General features: G+C 29.5%; 17 protein-coding genes. 9 read left to right on the top strand and 8 right to left on the bottom strand.

Annotated elements, in window-relative coordinates; all coding sequences use genetic code 11:
- Window position 1 precedes the first annotated feature (1 nt).
- Entirely contained in the window at window positions 2-394 is a 393-nt protein-coding gene (locus tag ACFOWD_RS04080) for a hypothetical protein (protein WP_377408343.1), read from the top strand.
- Between the two features lie 53 nt (window positions 395-447).
- Window positions 448-819 carry a VOC family protein gene (locus ACFOWD_RS04075; protein WP_377408341.1) on the top strand — a complete coding sequence of 124 codons (372 nt, stop codon included), beginning with the start codon at window positions 448-450 and terminating at the stop codon, window positions 817-819.
- A gap of 12 nt (window positions 820-831) precedes the next feature.
- On the opposite strand, the gene ACFOWD_RS04070 is transcribed toward ACFOWD_RS04075, so the two are convergent.
- The 3 genes from ACFOWD_RS04070 to ACFOWD_RS04060 all read right to left on the bottom strand — a co-directional run bounded on the left by ACFOWD_RS04070 (window position 832) and on the right by ACFOWD_RS04060 (window position 4,556).
- Entirely contained in the window at window positions 832-2,286 is a 1,455-nt protein-coding gene (locus ACFOWD_RS04070) for an ATP-binding protein (RefSeq protein ID WP_377408339.1), read from the bottom strand.
- Window positions 2,287-2,421: 135 nt separating this feature from the next.
- On the bottom strand, window positions 2,422-4,107 hold the full coding sequence (gene recJ / locus ACFOWD_RS04065) for a single-stranded-DNA-specific exonuclease RecJ (RefSeq protein WP_377408337.1): 1,686 nt from the start codon (window positions 4,105-4,107) through the stop codon (window positions 2,422-2,424).
- A gap of 17 nt (window positions 4,108-4,124) precedes the next feature.
- Window positions 4,125-4,556, bottom strand: a complete 432-nt coding sequence (locus ACFOWD_RS04060; protein ID WP_377408335.1) for an OsmC family protein — start codon at window positions 4,554-4,556, stop codon at window positions 4,125-4,127.
- An 82-nt stretch (window positions 4,557-4,638) separates the two neighbouring features.
- On the opposite strand from ACFOWD_RS04060, the gene ACFOWD_RS04055 reads away from it, so the two are divergent.
- Genes ACFOWD_RS04055 through ACFOWD_RS04045 form a run of 3 tightly spaced genes read left to right on the top strand, consistent with a single transcriptional unit; the run spans window position 4,639 to window position 8,978 of the window.
- Window positions 4,639-6,798, top strand: a complete 2,160-nt coding sequence (locus tag ACFOWD_RS04055; RefSeq protein WP_377408333.1) for an Ig-like domain-containing protein — start codon at window positions 4,639-4,641, stop codon at window positions 6,796-6,798.
- 11 nt (window positions 6,799-6,809) lie between these two features.
- The gene (locus tag ACFOWD_RS04050; protein WP_377408331.1) at window positions 6,810-7,412 is read left to right on the top strand and encodes a carboxymuconolactone decarboxylase family protein; all 603 of its coding nucleotides are present in this window, start codon (window positions 6,810-6,812) and stop codon (window positions 7,410-7,412) included.
- A gap of 18 nt (window positions 7,413-7,430) precedes the next feature.
- The gene (locus ACFOWD_RS04045; RefSeq protein WP_377408329.1) at window positions 7,431-8,978 is read left to right on the top strand and encodes a M20/M25/M40 family metallo-hydrolase; all 1,548 of its coding nucleotides are present in this window, start codon (window positions 7,431-7,433) and stop codon (window positions 8,976-8,978) included.
- 59 nt (window positions 8,979-9,037) lie between these two features.
- On the opposite strand, the gene ACFOWD_RS04040 is transcribed toward ACFOWD_RS04045, so the two are convergent.
- The 3 genes from ACFOWD_RS04040 to ACFOWD_RS04030 form a co-directional block, all read right to left on the bottom strand.
- Window positions 9,038-9,919: a hypothetical protein gene (locus ACFOWD_RS04040; RefSeq protein WP_377408327.1), complete on the bottom strand. Its 882-nt coding sequence runs from the start codon at window positions 9,917-9,919 to the stop codon at window positions 9,038-9,040.
- Between the two features lie 28 nt (window positions 9,920-9,947).
- On the bottom strand, window positions 9,948-10,616 hold the full coding sequence (rsmI, locus tag ACFOWD_RS04035; protein ID WP_377408325.1) for a 16S rRNA (cytidine(1402)-2'-O)-methyltransferase: 669 nt from the start codon (window positions 10,614-10,616) through the stop codon (window positions 9,948-9,950).
- Window positions 10,617-10,703: 87 nt separating this feature from the next.
- A complete protein-coding gene (locus ACFOWD_RS04030; protein WP_377408323.1) occupies window positions 10,704-11,063 on the bottom strand; it encodes a cupin domain-containing protein in 360 nt (119 codons plus the stop codon).
- 135 nt (window positions 11,064-11,198) lie between these two features.
- On the opposite strand from ACFOWD_RS04030, the gene aspS reads away from it, so the two are divergent.
- From aspS to ACFOWD_RS04015, 3 genes are read left to right on the top strand one after another with little or no spacing between them, the layout of a single operon-like run.
- Window positions 11,199-12,953, top strand: coding sequence for an aspartate--tRNA ligase (gene aspS / locus ACFOWD_RS04025; RefSeq protein ID WP_377409608.1), 1,755 nt, complete (start codon window positions 11,199-11,201; stop codon window positions 12,951-12,953).
- A gap of 45 nt (window positions 12,954-12,998) precedes the next feature.
- Window positions 12,999-13,718, top strand: coding sequence for a DUF6503 family protein (locus tag ACFOWD_RS04020; protein ID WP_377408321.1), 720 nt, complete (start codon window positions 12,999-13,001; stop codon window positions 13,716-13,718).
- Window positions 13,719-15,497: a chloride channel protein gene (locus ACFOWD_RS04015; RefSeq protein ID WP_298990861.1), complete on the top strand. Its 1,779-nt coding sequence runs from the start codon at window positions 13,719-13,721 to the stop codon at window positions 15,495-15,497.
- A gap of 283 nt (window positions 15,498-15,780) precedes the next feature.
- Here ACFOWD_RS04015 and glpQ read toward each other — a convergent pair whose 3' ends face one another.
- Window positions 15,781-16,752 (bottom strand): glycerophosphodiester phosphodiesterase, encoded by a 972-nt coding sequence (gene glpQ / locus ACFOWD_RS04010; RefSeq protein ID WP_377408320.1) that lies wholly within the window; start codon window positions 16,750-16,752, stop codon window positions 15,781-15,783.
- 47 nt (window positions 16,753-16,799) lie between these two features.
- Here glpQ and ACFOWD_RS04005 point away from each other — a divergent pair, with 47 nt between their 5' ends.
- Window positions 16,800-17,039, top strand: a complete 240-nt coding sequence (locus ACFOWD_RS04005) for a hypothetical protein (RefSeq protein ID WP_377408318.1) — start codon at window positions 16,800-16,802, stop codon at window positions 17,037-17,039.
- On the opposite strand, the gene ACFOWD_RS04000 is transcribed toward ACFOWD_RS04005, so the two are convergent.
- The gene (locus ACFOWD_RS04000; protein WP_377408316.1) at window positions 17,036-18,013 is read right to left on the bottom strand and encodes an endonuclease/exonuclease/phosphatase family protein; all 978 of its coding nucleotides are present in this window, start codon (window positions 18,011-18,013) and stop codon (window positions 17,036-17,038) included. The two genes, ACFOWD_RS04005 and ACFOWD_RS04000, sit on opposite strands and share 4 nt — an antisense overlap.
- Between the last annotated feature and the right edge of the window lie 103 nt (window positions 18,014-18,116).

The raw sequence follows: 18,116 nt of genomic DNA, 5'->3' as shown, positions 1-18,116 counted from the left end.
TATGAGAAAAATAAATTTTAAAAATCTATCATTCATATTCTATTTAATTTCGTTGTTTCTACCAGTATTTCTTGGAGCAGAAGTTTATGGAATATTTGCTTTAATATCAGGTTTTCTGGGGTTTATAGAGCCTAATATATACATAGTTTTACCATGGTTTTCTAATGCTCTGTTCTTGTTTAATTTTACTTTTGAATCAAAAATTGGTAATTTTAAATTTTTACTATCCTTTTTAACAATAACTTGCTCATTGTTTACTTTTGGGATTGAAACAATACCATTAGATGAAGGAGGTGCTTATACAAATGTAAAACCAAATTTTGGTTTTTATATTTGGATTATTAGCTACCTATTTTTATTACTAAGTCAAGTAAGGAATTATAAAAAGAAATAGAATCTTTTAATAATTACTTATCTTTATAGATATCAACCCATAAAACTACAATTATGAAATTAGGTGCATTTTCAATTAGTTTGGCAGTAAAAGACATTCACAAATCAAAAGCATTTTATGAAACTTTAGGCTTTTCTGTTTTTGCAGGAGATATTGAGCGCAATTACCTCATCATGAAAAATGGTAATGCTTTAGTAGGTTTGTTTCAAGGTATGTTTGAAAACAATATTTTAACCTTTAATCCTGGTTGGGATGAAAATGCAAATACTTTAGAAGACTTTGATGATGTTAGAAATATTCAAAAACATTTAAAAGCCAATCATATAAAATTAGAACAAGAAGCAGATGAGAAAAGTTCTGGTCCTGCAAGTATTGTCTTTTTTGACCCTGATGGAAACACGATTTTGATTGATCAGCATGTTTAAATGATTATATTTCTAGTGAGAAATACCCATAGTTTTATTTAATCTTCTTTCTATTGCATTTCTTCCTACTGTATAACAATAAATACTACTAGGAGTAAAGTCATAAGTTAAGTTATCTAATTCTTTAATTTTTTCTATATCTTTTGTAGTAACCAATGTTCTATCCAGATTGTTCTTTTCACAAAATGATTTTAGATTTGATAACTTTTGTACACTTTTAACAAATCTATTACTCCATTTTATTTCAACAGCCCAAAGAGGTTTCTGTTTTTCTTTTGACAAACTTACAATATCTACCTCACCATTTTTCCATCTTGCATAATAAGGGGTAAAATCTGTATTATGACCCCATTGTGAAAAAATCGCAGTTTCTACCAAATTACCCATGAAATCATCGTCTTTTCTTAATGGTGAAAATAACGCACTTCTTAAAGAAGGATTTGTTAAATAAATTTTAAATGATGTAGCTCTTTTAAATTTTTTTGCATTTTGATCAATCTTATTAATTACTCTTATTAAAAAAGCAGCCTCAAGATATTCAATATATTTTTTTAAAGTATTTTTTACGATACCTGAATTCTTAGATAATTCCTCATAAGTAAATTCATTTCCAGTATTATAAGCAATTGTTGTGAATAAAGAATTTAGTTCTTGAACATCCTTAATTCCATATAAACTTGGTAAATCTCTCAACAAAACTTTATCTACTATATCATTTCTAATATATCTTCCTGGATCTGACTGAATTTCTTTAGATAAAGAAACCTCTGGATATCCTCCAAAATTGATATAATCAATAAAATGATTATTAAATACATCTATATTATCAGTTACATAGTAATTACCAGAAACTCCCTTCCATTCTTTAATTTTTAGTGAAATTAAGTGAGATAAATTTTTTAAATCTATATATTCATAAAAAGTAAGTGGAGGTAGCATAAAATCGGTAAATCTTCCAGCTCCAGACTCTATACTCTTTAATTTAAGTGCTGCTGCAGCTGAACCAGATACAATAAATTTAATTTTGTGATATGAGTCTACTAAAGTTTTTAAATGGACTTCCCAGTTTTTCAAATATTGTATTTCATCAAAAATAACATATAATTCATTTGAAAAATTTAGATTATTGTGCTCTAAAAAATGAAGTAACATTTCTTCTAAAGAAAGACTATTATAAATAGGGTTTTCAATAGATAAATAGCAAATATTTTTTGAAGGTATTTTGTTATCAATTAAGTCTTGAACTAGGTGAAAAAGCATTACTGTTTTTCCAACCCTTCTTGGCCCCATTAATACAACAGCTCTTTTTATTTTTTTTTCATAAACCAAAGGAGAAAATAAATCAAAATAAAGTCTTTTTTTCATTGATGAATAATAGTCATCTATTTTATGATTTCTCCACCAAGGGTTTTCAAAATTAATTTTATTTATAATTTGCTCTTTAGAGAAAGCTCTCAATAAACTCATATTACTATTATTTAAATAAGCAAATATAAAAAATAGAGTCAATTAATTGACTCTATTTATAATTTAATTTAAAAAATCATATATATAATTGATTTTCAACAATTTAAAAATAAAAATGAAATGGAAATAAGAATTTTACTTCAAATCTTTTAACACCAACTGAATCGATTTAAAACCCTGCCATTCGTTTTCATCTAAGGTGTATACAATATCAAATTCATCTTGAACATAATCCATTTTATCTCCTAGATTAAAGCCTATTGCATTAAATGTTTGTTTATTATCTCCTTGAAAAACATTCAATTTTAAGTGAGTTTCGTCTGCTCCTACTTTTTTTCCATAACCATTATCTCTAACACAACTACTTTTAAAAACAGGTTTCATGTTTTGGGGGCCAAAAGGAGCCATTTGTTGTAATATTCTAAAGAATTTTGGTGTAATCTCAGATAGTTCTATTTCTGCATCAATGGTAATTTCTGGAGTCAATAATTTTTTATCAATAGTTTTAGAAACTACTTCTTCAAATTTATTTTTAAAATGTATATAATTTTCAGGTAATAAGGTTAAACCAGCTGCATATTTGTGCCCTCCAAATTGCTCTATAAATTCTTCACATTGCAACAATGCATTATACACATCAAACCCTTTTACAGAACGTGCAGAAGCAGCTAACTTATCTCCACTTTTGGTAAAAACCAATGTAGGTCTATAATACGTTTCTATTAATCTAGAAGCAACAATTCCAATAACACCTTTATGCCAATCTTCTTGATAAACTACAGTCGTGTTTTTATTTTCTTCATCTTTATCAATAATTTGAATTAAAGCCTGGTTTGTAATTTGTTTGTCTAAATCTTTACGATCTGCATTAAATATTTCTATATCAGCAGCAAATTTTACAGCTGCATCAAAATCCATTTCTGTTAATAATTCTACTGCATAATTACCATGTTTCATTCGTCCAGCAGCATTAATTCTTGGTGCAATTATAAAAACAACATCAGTAATGGTCAATTCTTTTTTATTAATTTGATGAATGATTGCTTTAATTCCATTTCTTGGTTGTTCATTAATTACTTGCAAACCATAATAAGCCAACACTCTGTTTTCGCCAACCATAGGCACAATATCTGCAGCAATTGCTGTTGCTACCAAATCTAAATAAGGTAAAAAATCTGTAATCGTTTGATTGCGATTTGTGCCTAAAGCTTGTATTAATTTAAAGCCTACTCCACAACCACAAAGCTCATCAAAAGGATAGTTACAATCTGTTCTTTTTGCATTTAAAACAGCAACAGCATCTGGAATTTTATCTCCTGGTTTGTGATGATCACAAATAATAAAATCGATGTTTTTATCTTTTGCATAAGCCACTTTTTCTACGGCTTTTATACCACAATCTAAGGCAACAATCAAAGAAAAATCATTGTCTTCTGCAAAGTCTATTCCTTTATAAGAAATACCATAACCTTCTGCATATCTATCAGGAATATAAGTAGCTATATTTGGTGTAATGGTCTTTAAATAAGAAGAAACTAAAGAAACAGCTGTAGTACCATCAACATCATAATCGCCATAAATTAAAATATTTTCATTTTTTGAAATGGCAGTTTCTATTCTTGCAACAGCCAAATCCATATCTTTTAATAAAAAAGGATTATGAATATCTTTTAAATTAGGGCGAAAAAATTTTTTAGCTTCCTCAAAAGTTTCGATTTGTCGTTGACAAAGTATTTTTGCAATGCTTGAATCTACTTGTAATTCTCTAGCTAATTTGTCTATTTTTTCTTTTTCTGGTTCTTTTTTTAAAGTCCATCTCATAGCAATAGATAGGATTTTTATACTTCTTTTTTATGTAAATGAATTTCTGTTTTTACTGTAGCAAATCTTCTAAACATTTCCATTACTCCACAGTATTTAGTAATAGATAAGTTTACTGCTTTTTGAATTTTATCTTCTTGTAAATTAACGTCAGAAAAATGATAATCTACTTTTACTTTGTGGTAATATTTAGGATGTTCGTCTGTTAATTCTCCTGAAACTTCTATATAAAACTCTGCTACTTCAGCTCTCATTTTTTCTAATAAAGAAACCACATCTAAACCAGAACAGCCAGCTAAAGAAGATAGCATTAAAGCTTTAGGCGCAAAACCAACAACATCTCCATTATCTTGAGATTTATCGAACATTGTAAATTTATAACCACTAGGATTATCTGTTTCGAATTGAGATTTCTGAGTCCATTTTGTAGTAACTAAATTTTTAACCATAATTTTTTATTTATTAAAATTTCAAGTATTAACTTGTGCTTTATAACAAAAATAACAAAACGTATAGAAGTTCTTCATTAAAATGAATAAATCTGTAAATTTTAAAAATATTATCACCTATATATTTCTCTTTTTAAGCGGCTTTATTTGTTATTCTCAAACAGATGAAGCACCTTCAATTACAGCTTCAGGAAGACAAGTTTTTTGTCCTGGAAATTCGATTAATATTGTAACAGATTTTACCATAACAGATCCAGATGATACAGGCATTTCTGAATTTTTTATACAAATATCTTCAGGGTATCAAATAGGATTAGACAGACTAGAACTTTCTAGAAATTACCCAAGTATTGCTACTAGCTGGAATCAAAACGAAGGGAAACTTACATTGTCTTCTGCTAACAATACAGAAATATTATTTACTGATTTAGAGAATGCTGTTAAAGATGTTATTCTTACAAATCCATCATTAAATGTCACAGAAGAAAAAACTTTTTCATTTACTATTGATGATGCAAATTATTTACCATCTACAGATCACTTTTATGAATTTGTTTCTGATGAGAGAATTACTTGGCAACAAGCCAAAATTGCAGCAGAAAATAGAACTTATTTTGGCAGAAGAGGTTATTTAGCAACATTAACAAGTGCAGAAGAAGCAGATTTTGCTGGTAAACAAGCATCAGGTGCAGGTTGGATTGGTGGTTCTGATGAAGAGACAGAAGGAGAGTGGAAATGGGTTACTGGCCCTGAAGCTGGTACTGTTTTTTGGAGAGGTGCTGTAAGCGGAACTACTCCTAATTTTGCTTTTTGGAATAATAATGAACCCAATGATTTTAATGGAGAAGATTATGCACATATAACAGACCCTTCTATTGGAATTCCTGGTGCATGGAATGATTTACCAAACATAGGAGGAACTGGTTTATATATTCCAAGAGGATATATTGTAGAATATGGAGCACCTGAAGATCCGCCTTTAAATATTTCTGCTAGTACTAGTATATATATACCTCAAATAATTAATACAGTGAATGCAGAAGTTTGTGAATCTGGTAATGCAACCATTTCTGCTACTGCAAGTGAAGGTGAAATATTTTGGTATGATTCTCCAATAATTGGCACCCAAACAGAAATTGCAAGAGGAAGTAATTTAAATGTAAATGTTACACAAACCACTATTTATTATGCATCTATAAATATCAATGGATGTAATTCTTTGCCAAGAACTCCAGTTACAATTACGGTTAATGAAAGACCAACAATAATTAATACAACTGAAGATATTATATGTTCTGGTTCTGCTCTTTTAAGTGCAGAATCTTCTTCTGGTGATGTCTATTGGTATGAGACTGCAACAAGCACTACTCCTCTTTTTATAGGTGAAAGTTTTCAAACTCCAAATTTAACTTCAACTACTAGTTATTTTGTAGAAGCTAATGTTTTTAATTGCAGTTCTTCAACAAGAACAGAGGTAATTGCAACAATAGATAATACTATTCCTAGCTTTGATTTAGCAAAGTCAAGTTATGCCTTATGTATAGATATTGGTAACGTAGATTTAGAAACCATAAATGCACAAGATAATTATACATACATATGGAAAAAAGAGGGTGGATTATTACCAAATAACAACTCAACAATAAATGTTACAGAATCTGGCACTTATACAGTAATTGCAGTTTCTTCTGCTGGTTGTACTTCTCCTGAACAAACCATAATTGTAAAAGATTCAGAAAAATCAAACCTCACTAAAGAAGATGTAATTATTACAGATGATTCCATTAACAACTCCATTCAAATTGCAAATTTAAATATTGGTAGTGGTGATTATGAGTTTTCTTTGGATGATATAAATGGAGTATATACGGATAATCGTTTTTTTGATAATCTATCTCCTGGAATACATACTTTATACATAAGAGACAAAGGAGGTTGTGGAATTCAAGAATATCAGTTTTCTATTTTAGCCTATCCAAAATTCTTTACGCCAAATGGAGATGGAGAAAATGATCTTTGGCAAATAAATGGATTTGATAGAAGTTTTTACACAAAATCAAATATTTATATTTACAACAGATTTGGAAATCTATTATATACCATAGAACAAAACAGTCAAGGTTGGGATGGTAATTTTGGAGGCAAAAAAATGCCTTCTAACACCTACTGGTTTAGAGTTGTTTTAACTGATATCAATGGATATTCTTTTGAAAAATTTGGAAACATAAGTTTAATAAGATAATACTTTAACACATGCCATTAGTAACACCTTTAGGAGCAGAACACGATTTAGAAACAAAAAAATTAGCAGAATTTTTTAATGAAACTTTAGGGTTTTGTCCTAATTCTGTACTAACCATGCAAAGAAGACCAGCCATTTCTAAAGCCTTTATAAATCTTAACAAAGCTGTAATGGCTAATGAAGGTAGAGTTACTTCTGCTTTAAAAAGAATGATTGCTTGGGTATCTAGTAATGCAACTGGCTGTAGGTATTGCCAAGCACATGCTATTAGAGCAGCAGAACGTTATGGAGCAGAGCAAGAACAACTAGACAATATTTGGGAATATAAAACACATCCTGCATTTTCTGATGCAGAACGCGCAGCTCTAGACTTTTCTTTAGCCGCATCAATGGTGCCAAATGCGGTAAATGCAGACATAAAAAATGAACTTTATAAATACTGGGATGAAGGTGAAATTGTAGAAATGTTAGGTGTTATTTCTTTATTTGGTTATCTAAATAGATGGAATGATTCTATGGGAACTACTCTAGAAGAAGATGCAATAGATAGTGGAAATCAATATTTAGGAAAGCATGGTTTTGAAGTAGGTAAACACAATGGATCAAAATATTAATCAACTAAATTTAATAAAATGAATAAAATTTTTAAAATCACAGTAATACTATTTCTTTCAGCTATAGCATTGCAAGCTCAAAAAAAAGATGCAATTGTAGAGAGTATTATTAAAGAAGCTAACGAAAACTCACAATTAAAAAATTTAGGTCACGAACTAATGGATGTTATTGGGCCTAGATTAGTAGGTACACCACAAATGAAAAAAGCCAATGATTGGGCAGTTGCTAAATATAAAGCTTGGGACATTTCTGCCAGAAATGAAAAATGGGGTGAATGGCGTGGTTGGGAACGTGGAATTACTCATATAGACATGGTTTACCCAAGAGTGCAATCTTTAAGAGGTACACAATTGGCTTGGAATCCAAGTACTTCAGATCAAGGAGTAACTGCAGAGTTGATTACTTTACCTATGGTAAATAATCAAGATGAGTTTAAGAAATGGTTGCCAAATGTAAAAGGAAAATTAGTCATGATTTCTATGAATCAACCTACAGGAAGACCTAACTACAACTGGGAAGAGTTTGCAACAGAAGAATCTTTCGAAAAAATGAAAAAAGAAAGAGATGAGCAAACCAAAGCTTGGAGGAAAAATTTAAGCAATATAGGTTATGGTAGAAGCTTAACAACAGAATTAGAAAAAGCAGGTGCAGTTGGTATTGTAGCATCTAGATGGTCTAATGGTTTTGGAGTCAATAAAATTTTTAGTGCAAGAACTAAAACAATTCCAACAGTAGATTTAGAGTTAGAAGATTATGGAATGTTATATAGAATGGTTGAGTATGGAGATAAGCCTCAAATTAAAATAGTGGCTAAATCTAAAGAACTAGGTAAAGTACCTACATTTAACACGATTGCAGAAATTAAAGGAACTGAAAAACCAGATGAGTACGTAATTTTATCTGCACATTTCGATTCTTGGGATGGAGGAACAGGAGCTACAGATAATGGAACAGGTACTTTAGTAATGATGGAAGCAATGCGTATTTTAAAGAAAATGTATCCAAACCCAAAAAGAACCATTTTAGTTGGTCATTGGGGAAGTGAAGAACAAGGTTTAAATGGTTCTAGAGCTTTTGTAGAAGATCATCCAGAAATTGTAAAAAACGTACAAGCTTTATTTAATCAAGATAATGGAACAGGTAGAGTAGTAAGATTATCTGGTCAAGGATTTTTACATTCATATGATTATTTAGGTCGTTGGTTAAGTGCAGTACCAAGAGATATTACCAAACATATAGAAACGACTTTTCCTGGAACTCCAGGAGGAGGAGGATCTGATTATGCAGCTTTTGTAGCTGCTGGTGCTCCAGGTTTTAGTTTAAGTTCTTTAAGTTGGTCTTACTGGAACTATACTTGGCATACCAACAGAGATACTTATGATAAAATTGTGTTTGATGATGTAAGAAATAACGTTATTCTTACAGCAATTTTAGCTTACATGGCTAGTGAAGATCCAGAAAAAACTTCTAGAGAAAAAATTGTTTTACCTATAAATCCAAGAACAGGAAAACAAAGAACTTGGCCAAAACCTAGATCTCCACAAAGAAAAGGTGGATTAGATTAATAAAAAAAACCTCATGTAAGCATGAGGTTTTTTTATTGCCAAATATTTTAATTAAGTATCTAAATTTCATCAACTAACAATAAATTTGTTGATAATAGTAGTGTATTCTGTTCATTAAATTTATCCCATATCTTAAACTTATACCTCACTTTAACAACACCTGATCCTTTTTCATTAAAAATAATATAAGAAGAAAATCTTTCATTAATTTCAGATACACTGTAATCTTTATTTTCAAATATATCTTTATTTTCAAAAATTAACCCTCCATTAGAATCTGTAACAATTACACTAGCTCCAATTGAAACTTTATTATCTTTAATGTTAAACCCCTCTAATCCTTCAATTATAAAGTATATATTTTCATCAGTCACTACTTTTTTATCTAAAATAACTTCATTTCTGTTTTCGGAATAAAGATAAATTTCTTTAAAAGTAAAAGATTCATTTTTTATCTTAATTTCTTTATTTGGGACTAATTTAATTTTAGTTTCAGCAGTTAATGTACCTGTGCCTTTTTTATCCCAAAAATGAGTAATAACCTTATATTTTGCATTAGAATTAATAGGTTTTGCTAAAGTTATTTGTGGTATTAAATCTAATTCTTTTGGGTCAAAACCATCAATTTCATCTTCATAAAGGTCTTTATTAAAAAGTAAAGTATCTTTATTCTTACCTAAGACAAGTAATTGTAATCCAGGATAAACAAGACCATCAACTTCTTTAAAACCTCGTAGATTTTTAAAATTGATTTCTAATTTTTCTCCATAAAAAAATTGATTTTTTATTTTACTTTTTTTATTACTAAAATAAATTTCATCTGATTGCAGTTCAGAGTTCGTAATTTTTAAATCTTCAATTTTTTCTTTTTTTACAGCTTTTTCACAAGATGATAAAAATAGAATTGTACAAAAAAATAGTATGTATTTTAAATCAGTCATAAATAAAATTCAGGTTTTTTTTAATGTTTTATTTTTTCCCTTCAACAACAATTACAATTTCACCTTTTGCTGGTTTTTTAGTGTAAAATGCTAAAACTTCTGTTGCTGTTCCTCTAATGGTTTCTTCAAATAGTTTTGTAAGTTCTCTTGAAACAGATACTCTTCTATCTGCGCCAAAATATTCAACAAAATTAGATAGTGTTTTTAAAAGTTTATGTGGAGATTCATAAAAAATCATAGTTCTAGTTTCCTCAGCAAGTATTTTTAAACGCGTTTGTCTTCCTTTTTTTACAGGTAAAAAGCCTTCAAAAACAAACTTATCATTGGGTAAACCTGAATTTACTAAAGCAGGTACAAAAGCAGTTGCACCTGGTAAGCATTCTACTTCTATGTCGTTTTCTACACAAGCTCTCGTTAATAAAAAACCAGGATCTGAAATAGCAGGAGTACCTGCATCTGAAATAACTGCACAGCTTTCTCCGTTTTTTATACGCTGTAAAATACGCTCTATAGATTTATGCTCATTATGCATATGATGACTATGCATGTGCGTAGCTATATCAAAATGTTTTAAAAGTTTTCCACTGGTTCTTGTGTCTTCAGCTAAAATAAAATCAACTTCTTTTAAAACTTTAATAGCTCTAAAAGTCATATCTTCTAAATTACCTATTGGAGTGGGTACTAAGTATAGTTTCATTTTTTTAGCTTTTTGCTCTTGGCTATTTGCTTTTAGCCTGAACTAAATTTATATTTTAACTAATAGCTAAAAACCAGGGGCTAATTGCTATATGGATTCATAATTTTCAACAGTAATATCAGCAACAATATCTCCTGTGTGTTTAGTAGATAATGGCTCAAATAATAATATATGTACCTCTTCTTTAGCAACTGGTTTATGCTCTACACCTTTAGGTACAATATAAAATTCTCCTTCATTTATAGTGATTATTTCATCACGCAAATGCATTTCTAAGACTCCTTTTTTCACTAAAAATAATTCGTCTTCATTGTCATGTTTATGAAAAACAAATTCTCCTTTTATTTTTGCCAATAAAATTTGTTGACCATTTAATTCACCAATTTTTTTAGGTGACCATTGATCTTCGAACAAATTAAACTTTTCTTGAATATTAACTACGCTCATACCTCAAATTTACAAAGAAATTCTAGTTATAATTCAATTTATAAAACTATTCATAATTCTTTTAATTTGATTAATTTTGCAGCACTTTAAAAGTAGATGCTGAAACATGTTCAGCATAATAAATTTAAAATTTATATGTACAGAAGTCATTCTTGTGGTGAGTTAAGAGCATCACACATCAATACAGAAGTAACGTTAGCAGGTTGGGTGCAAAAAAGTCGTGATAAAGGTTTCATGATTTGGGTAGATTTACGTGATAGATATGGAATTACGCAATTGATTTTTGATGAAGAACGCACTCCTGCAGCAATGATGGAAAAAGCAAAGTCTTTAGGAAGAGAGTTTGTAATTCAGGTAAAAGGTACTGTTATTGAGCGTGAGTCTAAAAACGATAAAATGCCAACAGGTGCAATAGAAGTTTTAGTTTCTGAACTAGAAATTTTAAATGCAGCTAAGTTGCCACCTTTTACAATCGAAGATAAAACTGATGGTGGAGAAGATATTAGGATGAAATACAGATACTTAGACATAAGAAGAAATCCTGTAAAAGACAGCTTAATCTTTCGTCATAAAGTAACTATGGAAGTTCGTAAATACTTATCTGACCAAGAATTTATAGAAGTTGAAACTCCTTATTTAATTAAATCTACTCCAGAAGGTGCTCGTGATTTTGTGGTACCAAGTAGAATGAATGAAGGTCAGTTTTATGCATTACCTCAATCTCCTCAAACCTTTAAACAACTCTTAATGGTTGGTGGAATGGATAAATATTTTCAGATTGTAAAATGTTTTAGAGACGAAGATTTACGTGCAGACAGACAACCAGAATTTACACAGATAGACTGTGAAATGGCCTTTGTAGAGCAAGAAGATATCCTAAATATTTTTGAAGGCTTAACACGTCATTTATTAAAAGAAATTAACGGAGTAGAAGTAGATAAATTTCCAAGAATGCAATATGATGATGCTATGCGTTTGTATGGAAATGACAAACCAGATATTAGATTTGGAATGCAATTTGGTGAGTTAAATGAAGTTACTCAACATAAAGATTTTGGTGTTTTTAATAACTCAGAATTAGTAGTGGGTATTGCAGTTCCTGGAGGAAATTCGTACACAAGAAAGCAAATAGACAACTTAATTAAATGGGTTAAAAGACCACAAGTTGGTGCTTTAGGTATGGTATATTGTAGAGTTAATGAAGATGGTACTTTTAAAAGTTCTGTAGATAAATTTTACGACCAAGAAGATTTGGCAAAATGGGCTGACCTAACTGATGCAAAAGCTGGTGATTTAATTTGTATTTTATCTGGTGAAACTAATAAAGTAAGAGCTCAATTATCTGCACTACGTATGCATTTGGCAGAAGAATTAGGTTTACGTAAACCCAATGAATTTGCTCCTGTTTGGGTTGTAGATTTCCCATTATTAGAATTAGATGAAGAAACTGGTCATTATCATGCTATGCATCATCCATTTACATCACCAAAACCAGGTCAAATAGCATTATTAGACACAAAACCAGGTGAAGTAAAAGCTAATGCTTACGATTTAGTATTAAATGGTAATGAAATTGGTGGAGGTTCTATAAGAATACATGACAAAGCTACGCAAGCAACCATGTTAAAACATTTAGGTTTTTCAGAAGAAGAAGCTAAGGCTCAATTTGGGTTTTTAATGGATGCTTTTGAATATGGTGCTCCACCTCATGGAGGATTAGCTTTTGGTTTAGACAGATTGGTTGCCATTTTAGGAGGACAAGAAACCATCAGAGATTTTATTGCTTTCCCAAAAAACAATTCTGGAAGAGATGTCATGATTGATGCTCCTGCGTTTATAGATGATGAACAATTAAAAGAATTAAATCTCAGAGTTGAGATTCAAGAATAACTAAAAAATCCCGCAAAAAGCGGGATTTTTTATTACATTTAAGTTATGAAAAAACTAATCATACTTCTCTTTATACTTTGTAGCCAAACTAATTTTTCTCAAGAAATTACTGGTGAAGAATTATTAAATAGAGCTATAAAATTTCATGACCCAAATAACAATTGGTCAACATTTTCTGGAACTTTTTATGTTACTATGGAAACTCCAAATAAAAGTGATAGAGAAAGCAAAATCACCATCAACTTACCAAACGAATATTTTAGATTAAGAGCTAAAAGAGATTCTATTTCGACTATTTATGAATTAAATAAAAGCAAATGTTCTACTTCTACAATAGGATTACAATTTAAGAAGGAATTGACTGAAGAAGAATGGAAAAAGAAAATAGAAGAAGACTGTAAAAAAGCGAATTTATATAAAAACTATTACACCTATTTGTATGGTTTGCCTATGAAATTAAAAGACGAAGGTACTATCATCCACAAAAAAGTAGAAAGAAAAAAGTTTAAAGAAAAAGAGTATTTAGTTTTAAAAGTTACCTATCCTAAAGAAATAGGAAAAGATACTTGGTATTTTTATTTTGATCCTACAACTTATGCTATGGAGGTTTATCAGTTTTTTAAAGACACTAAAGAAAGTGGAGAATACATTTTATTGTCAGGCTTAGAAATTATTAATGGTATAAAAATGCCCAAAAACAGAGCTTGGTATTACAATAAAGATGATGGTTATTTAGGTACTGATTTTTTATCAACTAAAAAGTAAATGCCCACAAAAAATAAATATTTAAAGCAAATTTTAATTTGGAGATATAAATATATTTCTGAACGCCAGTTTATTTATGTATTAAGTGTTTTAGTTGGTTTATTAGCAGGCTTAGGAACTGCCATTTTAAAGAACTTAACTTTCTTTTTCGAAGAAGTTTTAGAAGGCAGGTTTATTAAAGATATTCATTATTCTTTATATTTTATCTTTCCTATCATTGGTTTAATCTTGGTGTATTACATCAAAAAGAAAATCATAAAAAAAGAAATTGGTCATGGTATTTCTACTACACTACATGCAGTTTCTAAAAGAAATGGAATTATAGAGAAATACAAAATGTATGCTTCTCTAATTACAGCTCCAATAACTGTTGGTTTTGGTGGTTCAGCAGGTTTACAAGGACCTGCAGTTAGTACAGGTGCAGCTTTAGGTTCTTATGTATCACAATTGTTTCATATGAACGCTAAAACAAGAATGTTGCTTATTGGTTGTGCCACAGCAGGAGCTATGTCTTCTATGTTTAAAGCACCAGTAGCAGCCATTATTTTTGCAGTAGAAATTTTTAGTTTAGACTTAGCTTTTGCCTCTTTAGTTCCTTTATTATTAGCTTCTGTTTCTGCTGTAATTACTTCTTATTTTTTCTTTGAAAAAGATGCTTTATTTGGTTTTAAATTGATTGATGCTTTCCAAACCAAAGACATTTTTTATTACATTATTTTAGGATTTGGTACAGGAGTAGCTTCTGTGTATTTTTCAAAAATTTACTTTAAAATTACCAAGTTTTTTAAATTTTTTAAAAAACCTATGCATAGATTAATTATTGGAGGTTTTGCAATAGGTTTATTACTGTATTTAATTCCGCCTTTATATGGTGAAGGTTATGGTTTTATAAACAATCTTTTAAATGGAAATTCAACTGCTGCTTTAGCAGATATACCTTATAAAGTAGACTTAACTAATATTTGGGTTGTTATTGGGTTTCTTTTCTTAATTGCTGTTTTTAAAGCCATAGCAATGACAACCACATTCGCAGCTGGTGGAGTTGGAGGTATTTTTATTCCTACACTTTTTATGGGTTCTGCTTTAGGAAATTTATTTGCTAAAATCATTAACACCTTAGGGGGCAGTGTTTCAGAAAGTAATTTTACTTTAATTGGTATGACAGGATTAATGGCTGGAGTGCTGCATGCTCCATTAACAGCCATATTCTTAATTGCTGAAATTACTGGAGGTTATGAGTTATTTGTACCTTTAATGTTAGTAGCTGCTATTAGTTTTGCATTTACAAAATACTTTATTTCTAACTCAATTTATACTGTTGAACTTGCCAAAAAAGGAGAGCTAATAACACACAACAAAGACAAAAATGTGTTAATGATGATGCGTATTAACACGCTTATTGAAACCAATTTTAAACCTGTTTATCCAGAGATGTTATTGGGAGAAATGCTAAAATTTGCTGTAGCAAAATCTACTAGAAATATATTTCCTGTAATACATAAAGAATCAGAACGATTTTTAGGAATCGTTTTATTAGATGATATAAGATCTATTATGTTTGATGCTGATATGTACAATTCTGTAGCTGTAGAAACCCTTATGAAATCTGCACCAGAAATTATTTTTTATGAAGATTCTGTGCAAAAAGTAATGCAAAAATTTAAAGATAGTGATGCTTGGAATTTACCTGTAGTTAAAGATGGTAAATATGTTGGTTTTATATCAAAATCTAAGCTGCTAACTGCTTATAGAAAAAAATTAATAGAAGTTACTTCTTAAAAAAATTAGAACCACGGTTCTTCATTTTTCTCTAATTGTTTTTGGCTTCTTAAAACTGTTTTTGAGGTAAAATCATTTACACCTATTAACAAACAAGCATACAGTAAAAATACTCTCTCTAATTCTTCTTTCTCAGAAACTAGTACTTTTATTAAATTATTCTCTGCTGTAGATTCATCAAATTCAGCAATTTTAATAGTATTTTTATAAATAGATTTTTTCTTTAGTTAAATAAAGTTCATTGTTATTCTGTTCTATTTCGTAAGCAATTTTTTTCATTTTTTTATTTTAAAAAGTCAACCATTTTATCTGGGAAATCTGTAAAACCGCCATCTGCTTTTGCGTCTATTAAAATAGTTTGAAGCATTTCATCAAAAGAAGAAAATTCATCTAAAGCATCTGCTCTAAATGTGTAAGGGTGTACAACTAAACCCAATTTATGAGCATCATTCACTAAAGAAGTAAACGTAAAATTACCACCTGTTTTTTTATCTAAAATTTGTTTATACCAAGGCCCAATACCATTTGCATAAGTCGCAAAATGGGTTAATTGATTCGTTTCTTCTGGATACTCCATTAATTGCACTAAAAACAATTCAGATTTTAATGTTGTACGAATTCGTTCTAATTCTTTAGCATCAAAACATTGTAAAATGCAATTGTCTTTTTGGGTTTTATAACCATAATCTGCTAGTATTTTTAATACAATTTCAGAAATTTGCTTTCCTTCTTTTTGATGAAATGCAGGGTTTTTAATCTCAGGATAAATTCCAATATTTTTTTGGGTGCTTTTGTTTAAACATTGAATTAACTCAATTTCTTCTTGGAGAGAATGTAATTGAAAGTTACCTTTCCATATTGGATATCTATTTTTATAAACTTGCTCTCCTGTTTGAGGGTTAAAACGCTCAGTAACTTTAAGTTTTTTTAATTCTTCAAATGTAAAATCTATCACATAAAAACGACCATCTGCCCTACTCTTTTCTGGGTATACTATTGCAACATTAGTTACATCATCTAAATAAATATCATGTATAACAATAGGTACATTATCTTTACTCAACACCAAATCTTGCTCTATAAAATCAACATTCATAGCATGAGCCATTGCTTTAGCTTCTAACGTGTGTTCAGGTAAATAACCAGAAGCTCCTCTATGTGCAATTACTGTTTTTTTCTTCATTTTAGTTGATTTTTCTGTATGTTGACAATTACTAATTAACCAACAAATCAAAAATACTGAAATGTATTTCATAAAAAGAAAATTATGTTTTAAAGATAGAACTTTTGTAATTTTGTAATATGAAGTTAGCATTAAAAATTATGTTTGTCATCTTTATTGTTTGGATGATAACTGGTGCATATTTAATAAATACACAACACGAAAAAGCGCAAGTAGTAATGGGATTAGGTGTTTTGTATCTTTCATTTATTTTTATGCCTTTATTCATTTATTATAGATATAAAGATGGTAAATACAAAAAGTATATTATAAATGATGAAAAGCTAAAAGAAGCTTTTAAAAATGTTGGGAAAGATTAACTCTCTTTTTTCAGAAAAGCATACACAGGAAAATGATCTGAAAACCCTCCTTGATACCATCTTCCTACATATGTTCTAAAAGGATTCCCTTTAAATTTACCTCTATGAATTTTCATCCATCTTTTATTAAAAACTGATGCGTAGTAAAATGAGTAGTTGTCTTCTTTTTTCTCTAAAAAATTTTTAGAAAATATAATTTGGTCAAATAAATTCCATTTTCCATTATAGGTTAACGAACCATACTTTTCTCTATCAAACAAACTTTCCATAGGATTATACAAATCATCACCAACTAAAAATTCATTTATACTTTTACTATTTGGGTCATCATTAAAATCGCCCATGATAATAATTTTTGGATCCATTTCATCATCATAAATTTCATCAATAACTCTTCTTACAGTTTTTGCTGCAGTAATTCTCTTATGTTCGGTTTCTTCTGCACCTGCTCTTCTAGATGGCCAATGATTTACTAAAATATGAGTTAATTCGCCATGTAAATATCCACTTACTTTTAAAATGTCTCTTGTATAATCTCTATCTCCTTCTTCATTTTCTAAAAAAACAGGATATGTTGTTGAGCCTACATAATCAAAAGCAACTCTATTATATAAGAGTGCCACATCTATACCTCTTTCATCTGGTGAATTATGATGTACAAAATCGTAACTATATTTTTTGAGTAAAGAAGAGTTTGTTAAATCGTCTACCACTCTTGCACTTTCTACCTCTACTAAACCAACAATTATTGGAGGAGTTTTAGATCTATTCATACCTAATTTAGAGATTACAGAACCTAACTTTTTTATTTTACGTTTATACCTTTTTAAAGTCCAATTTCTTTTTCCTTCTGGTGTAAAATCATCATCCTTAGTCTTTGTATCATCATCTGGATGAAATAAATTTTCAACATTATAAAACGCAATCGTAGAGATGCTTTTTTTTCTATGAGGATATAGTATGTTTTTTAACATAAATGGTAATTTCTATAAAAATATAAAATTAGAATAACTTTAAGATTGCCTTTATTTAACTTTCAAATAACTTTAAACTACAATTATGGTCATATTTTTGCAG

This window comes from Polaribacter marinivivus (genome assembly GCF_042651285.1).
Lineage (GTDB): Bacteria > Bacteroidota > Bacteroidia > Flavobacteriales > Flavobacteriaceae > Polaribacter > Polaribacter marinivivus.
This window is presented reverse-complemented; position numbering and strand designations above follow the sequence as displayed.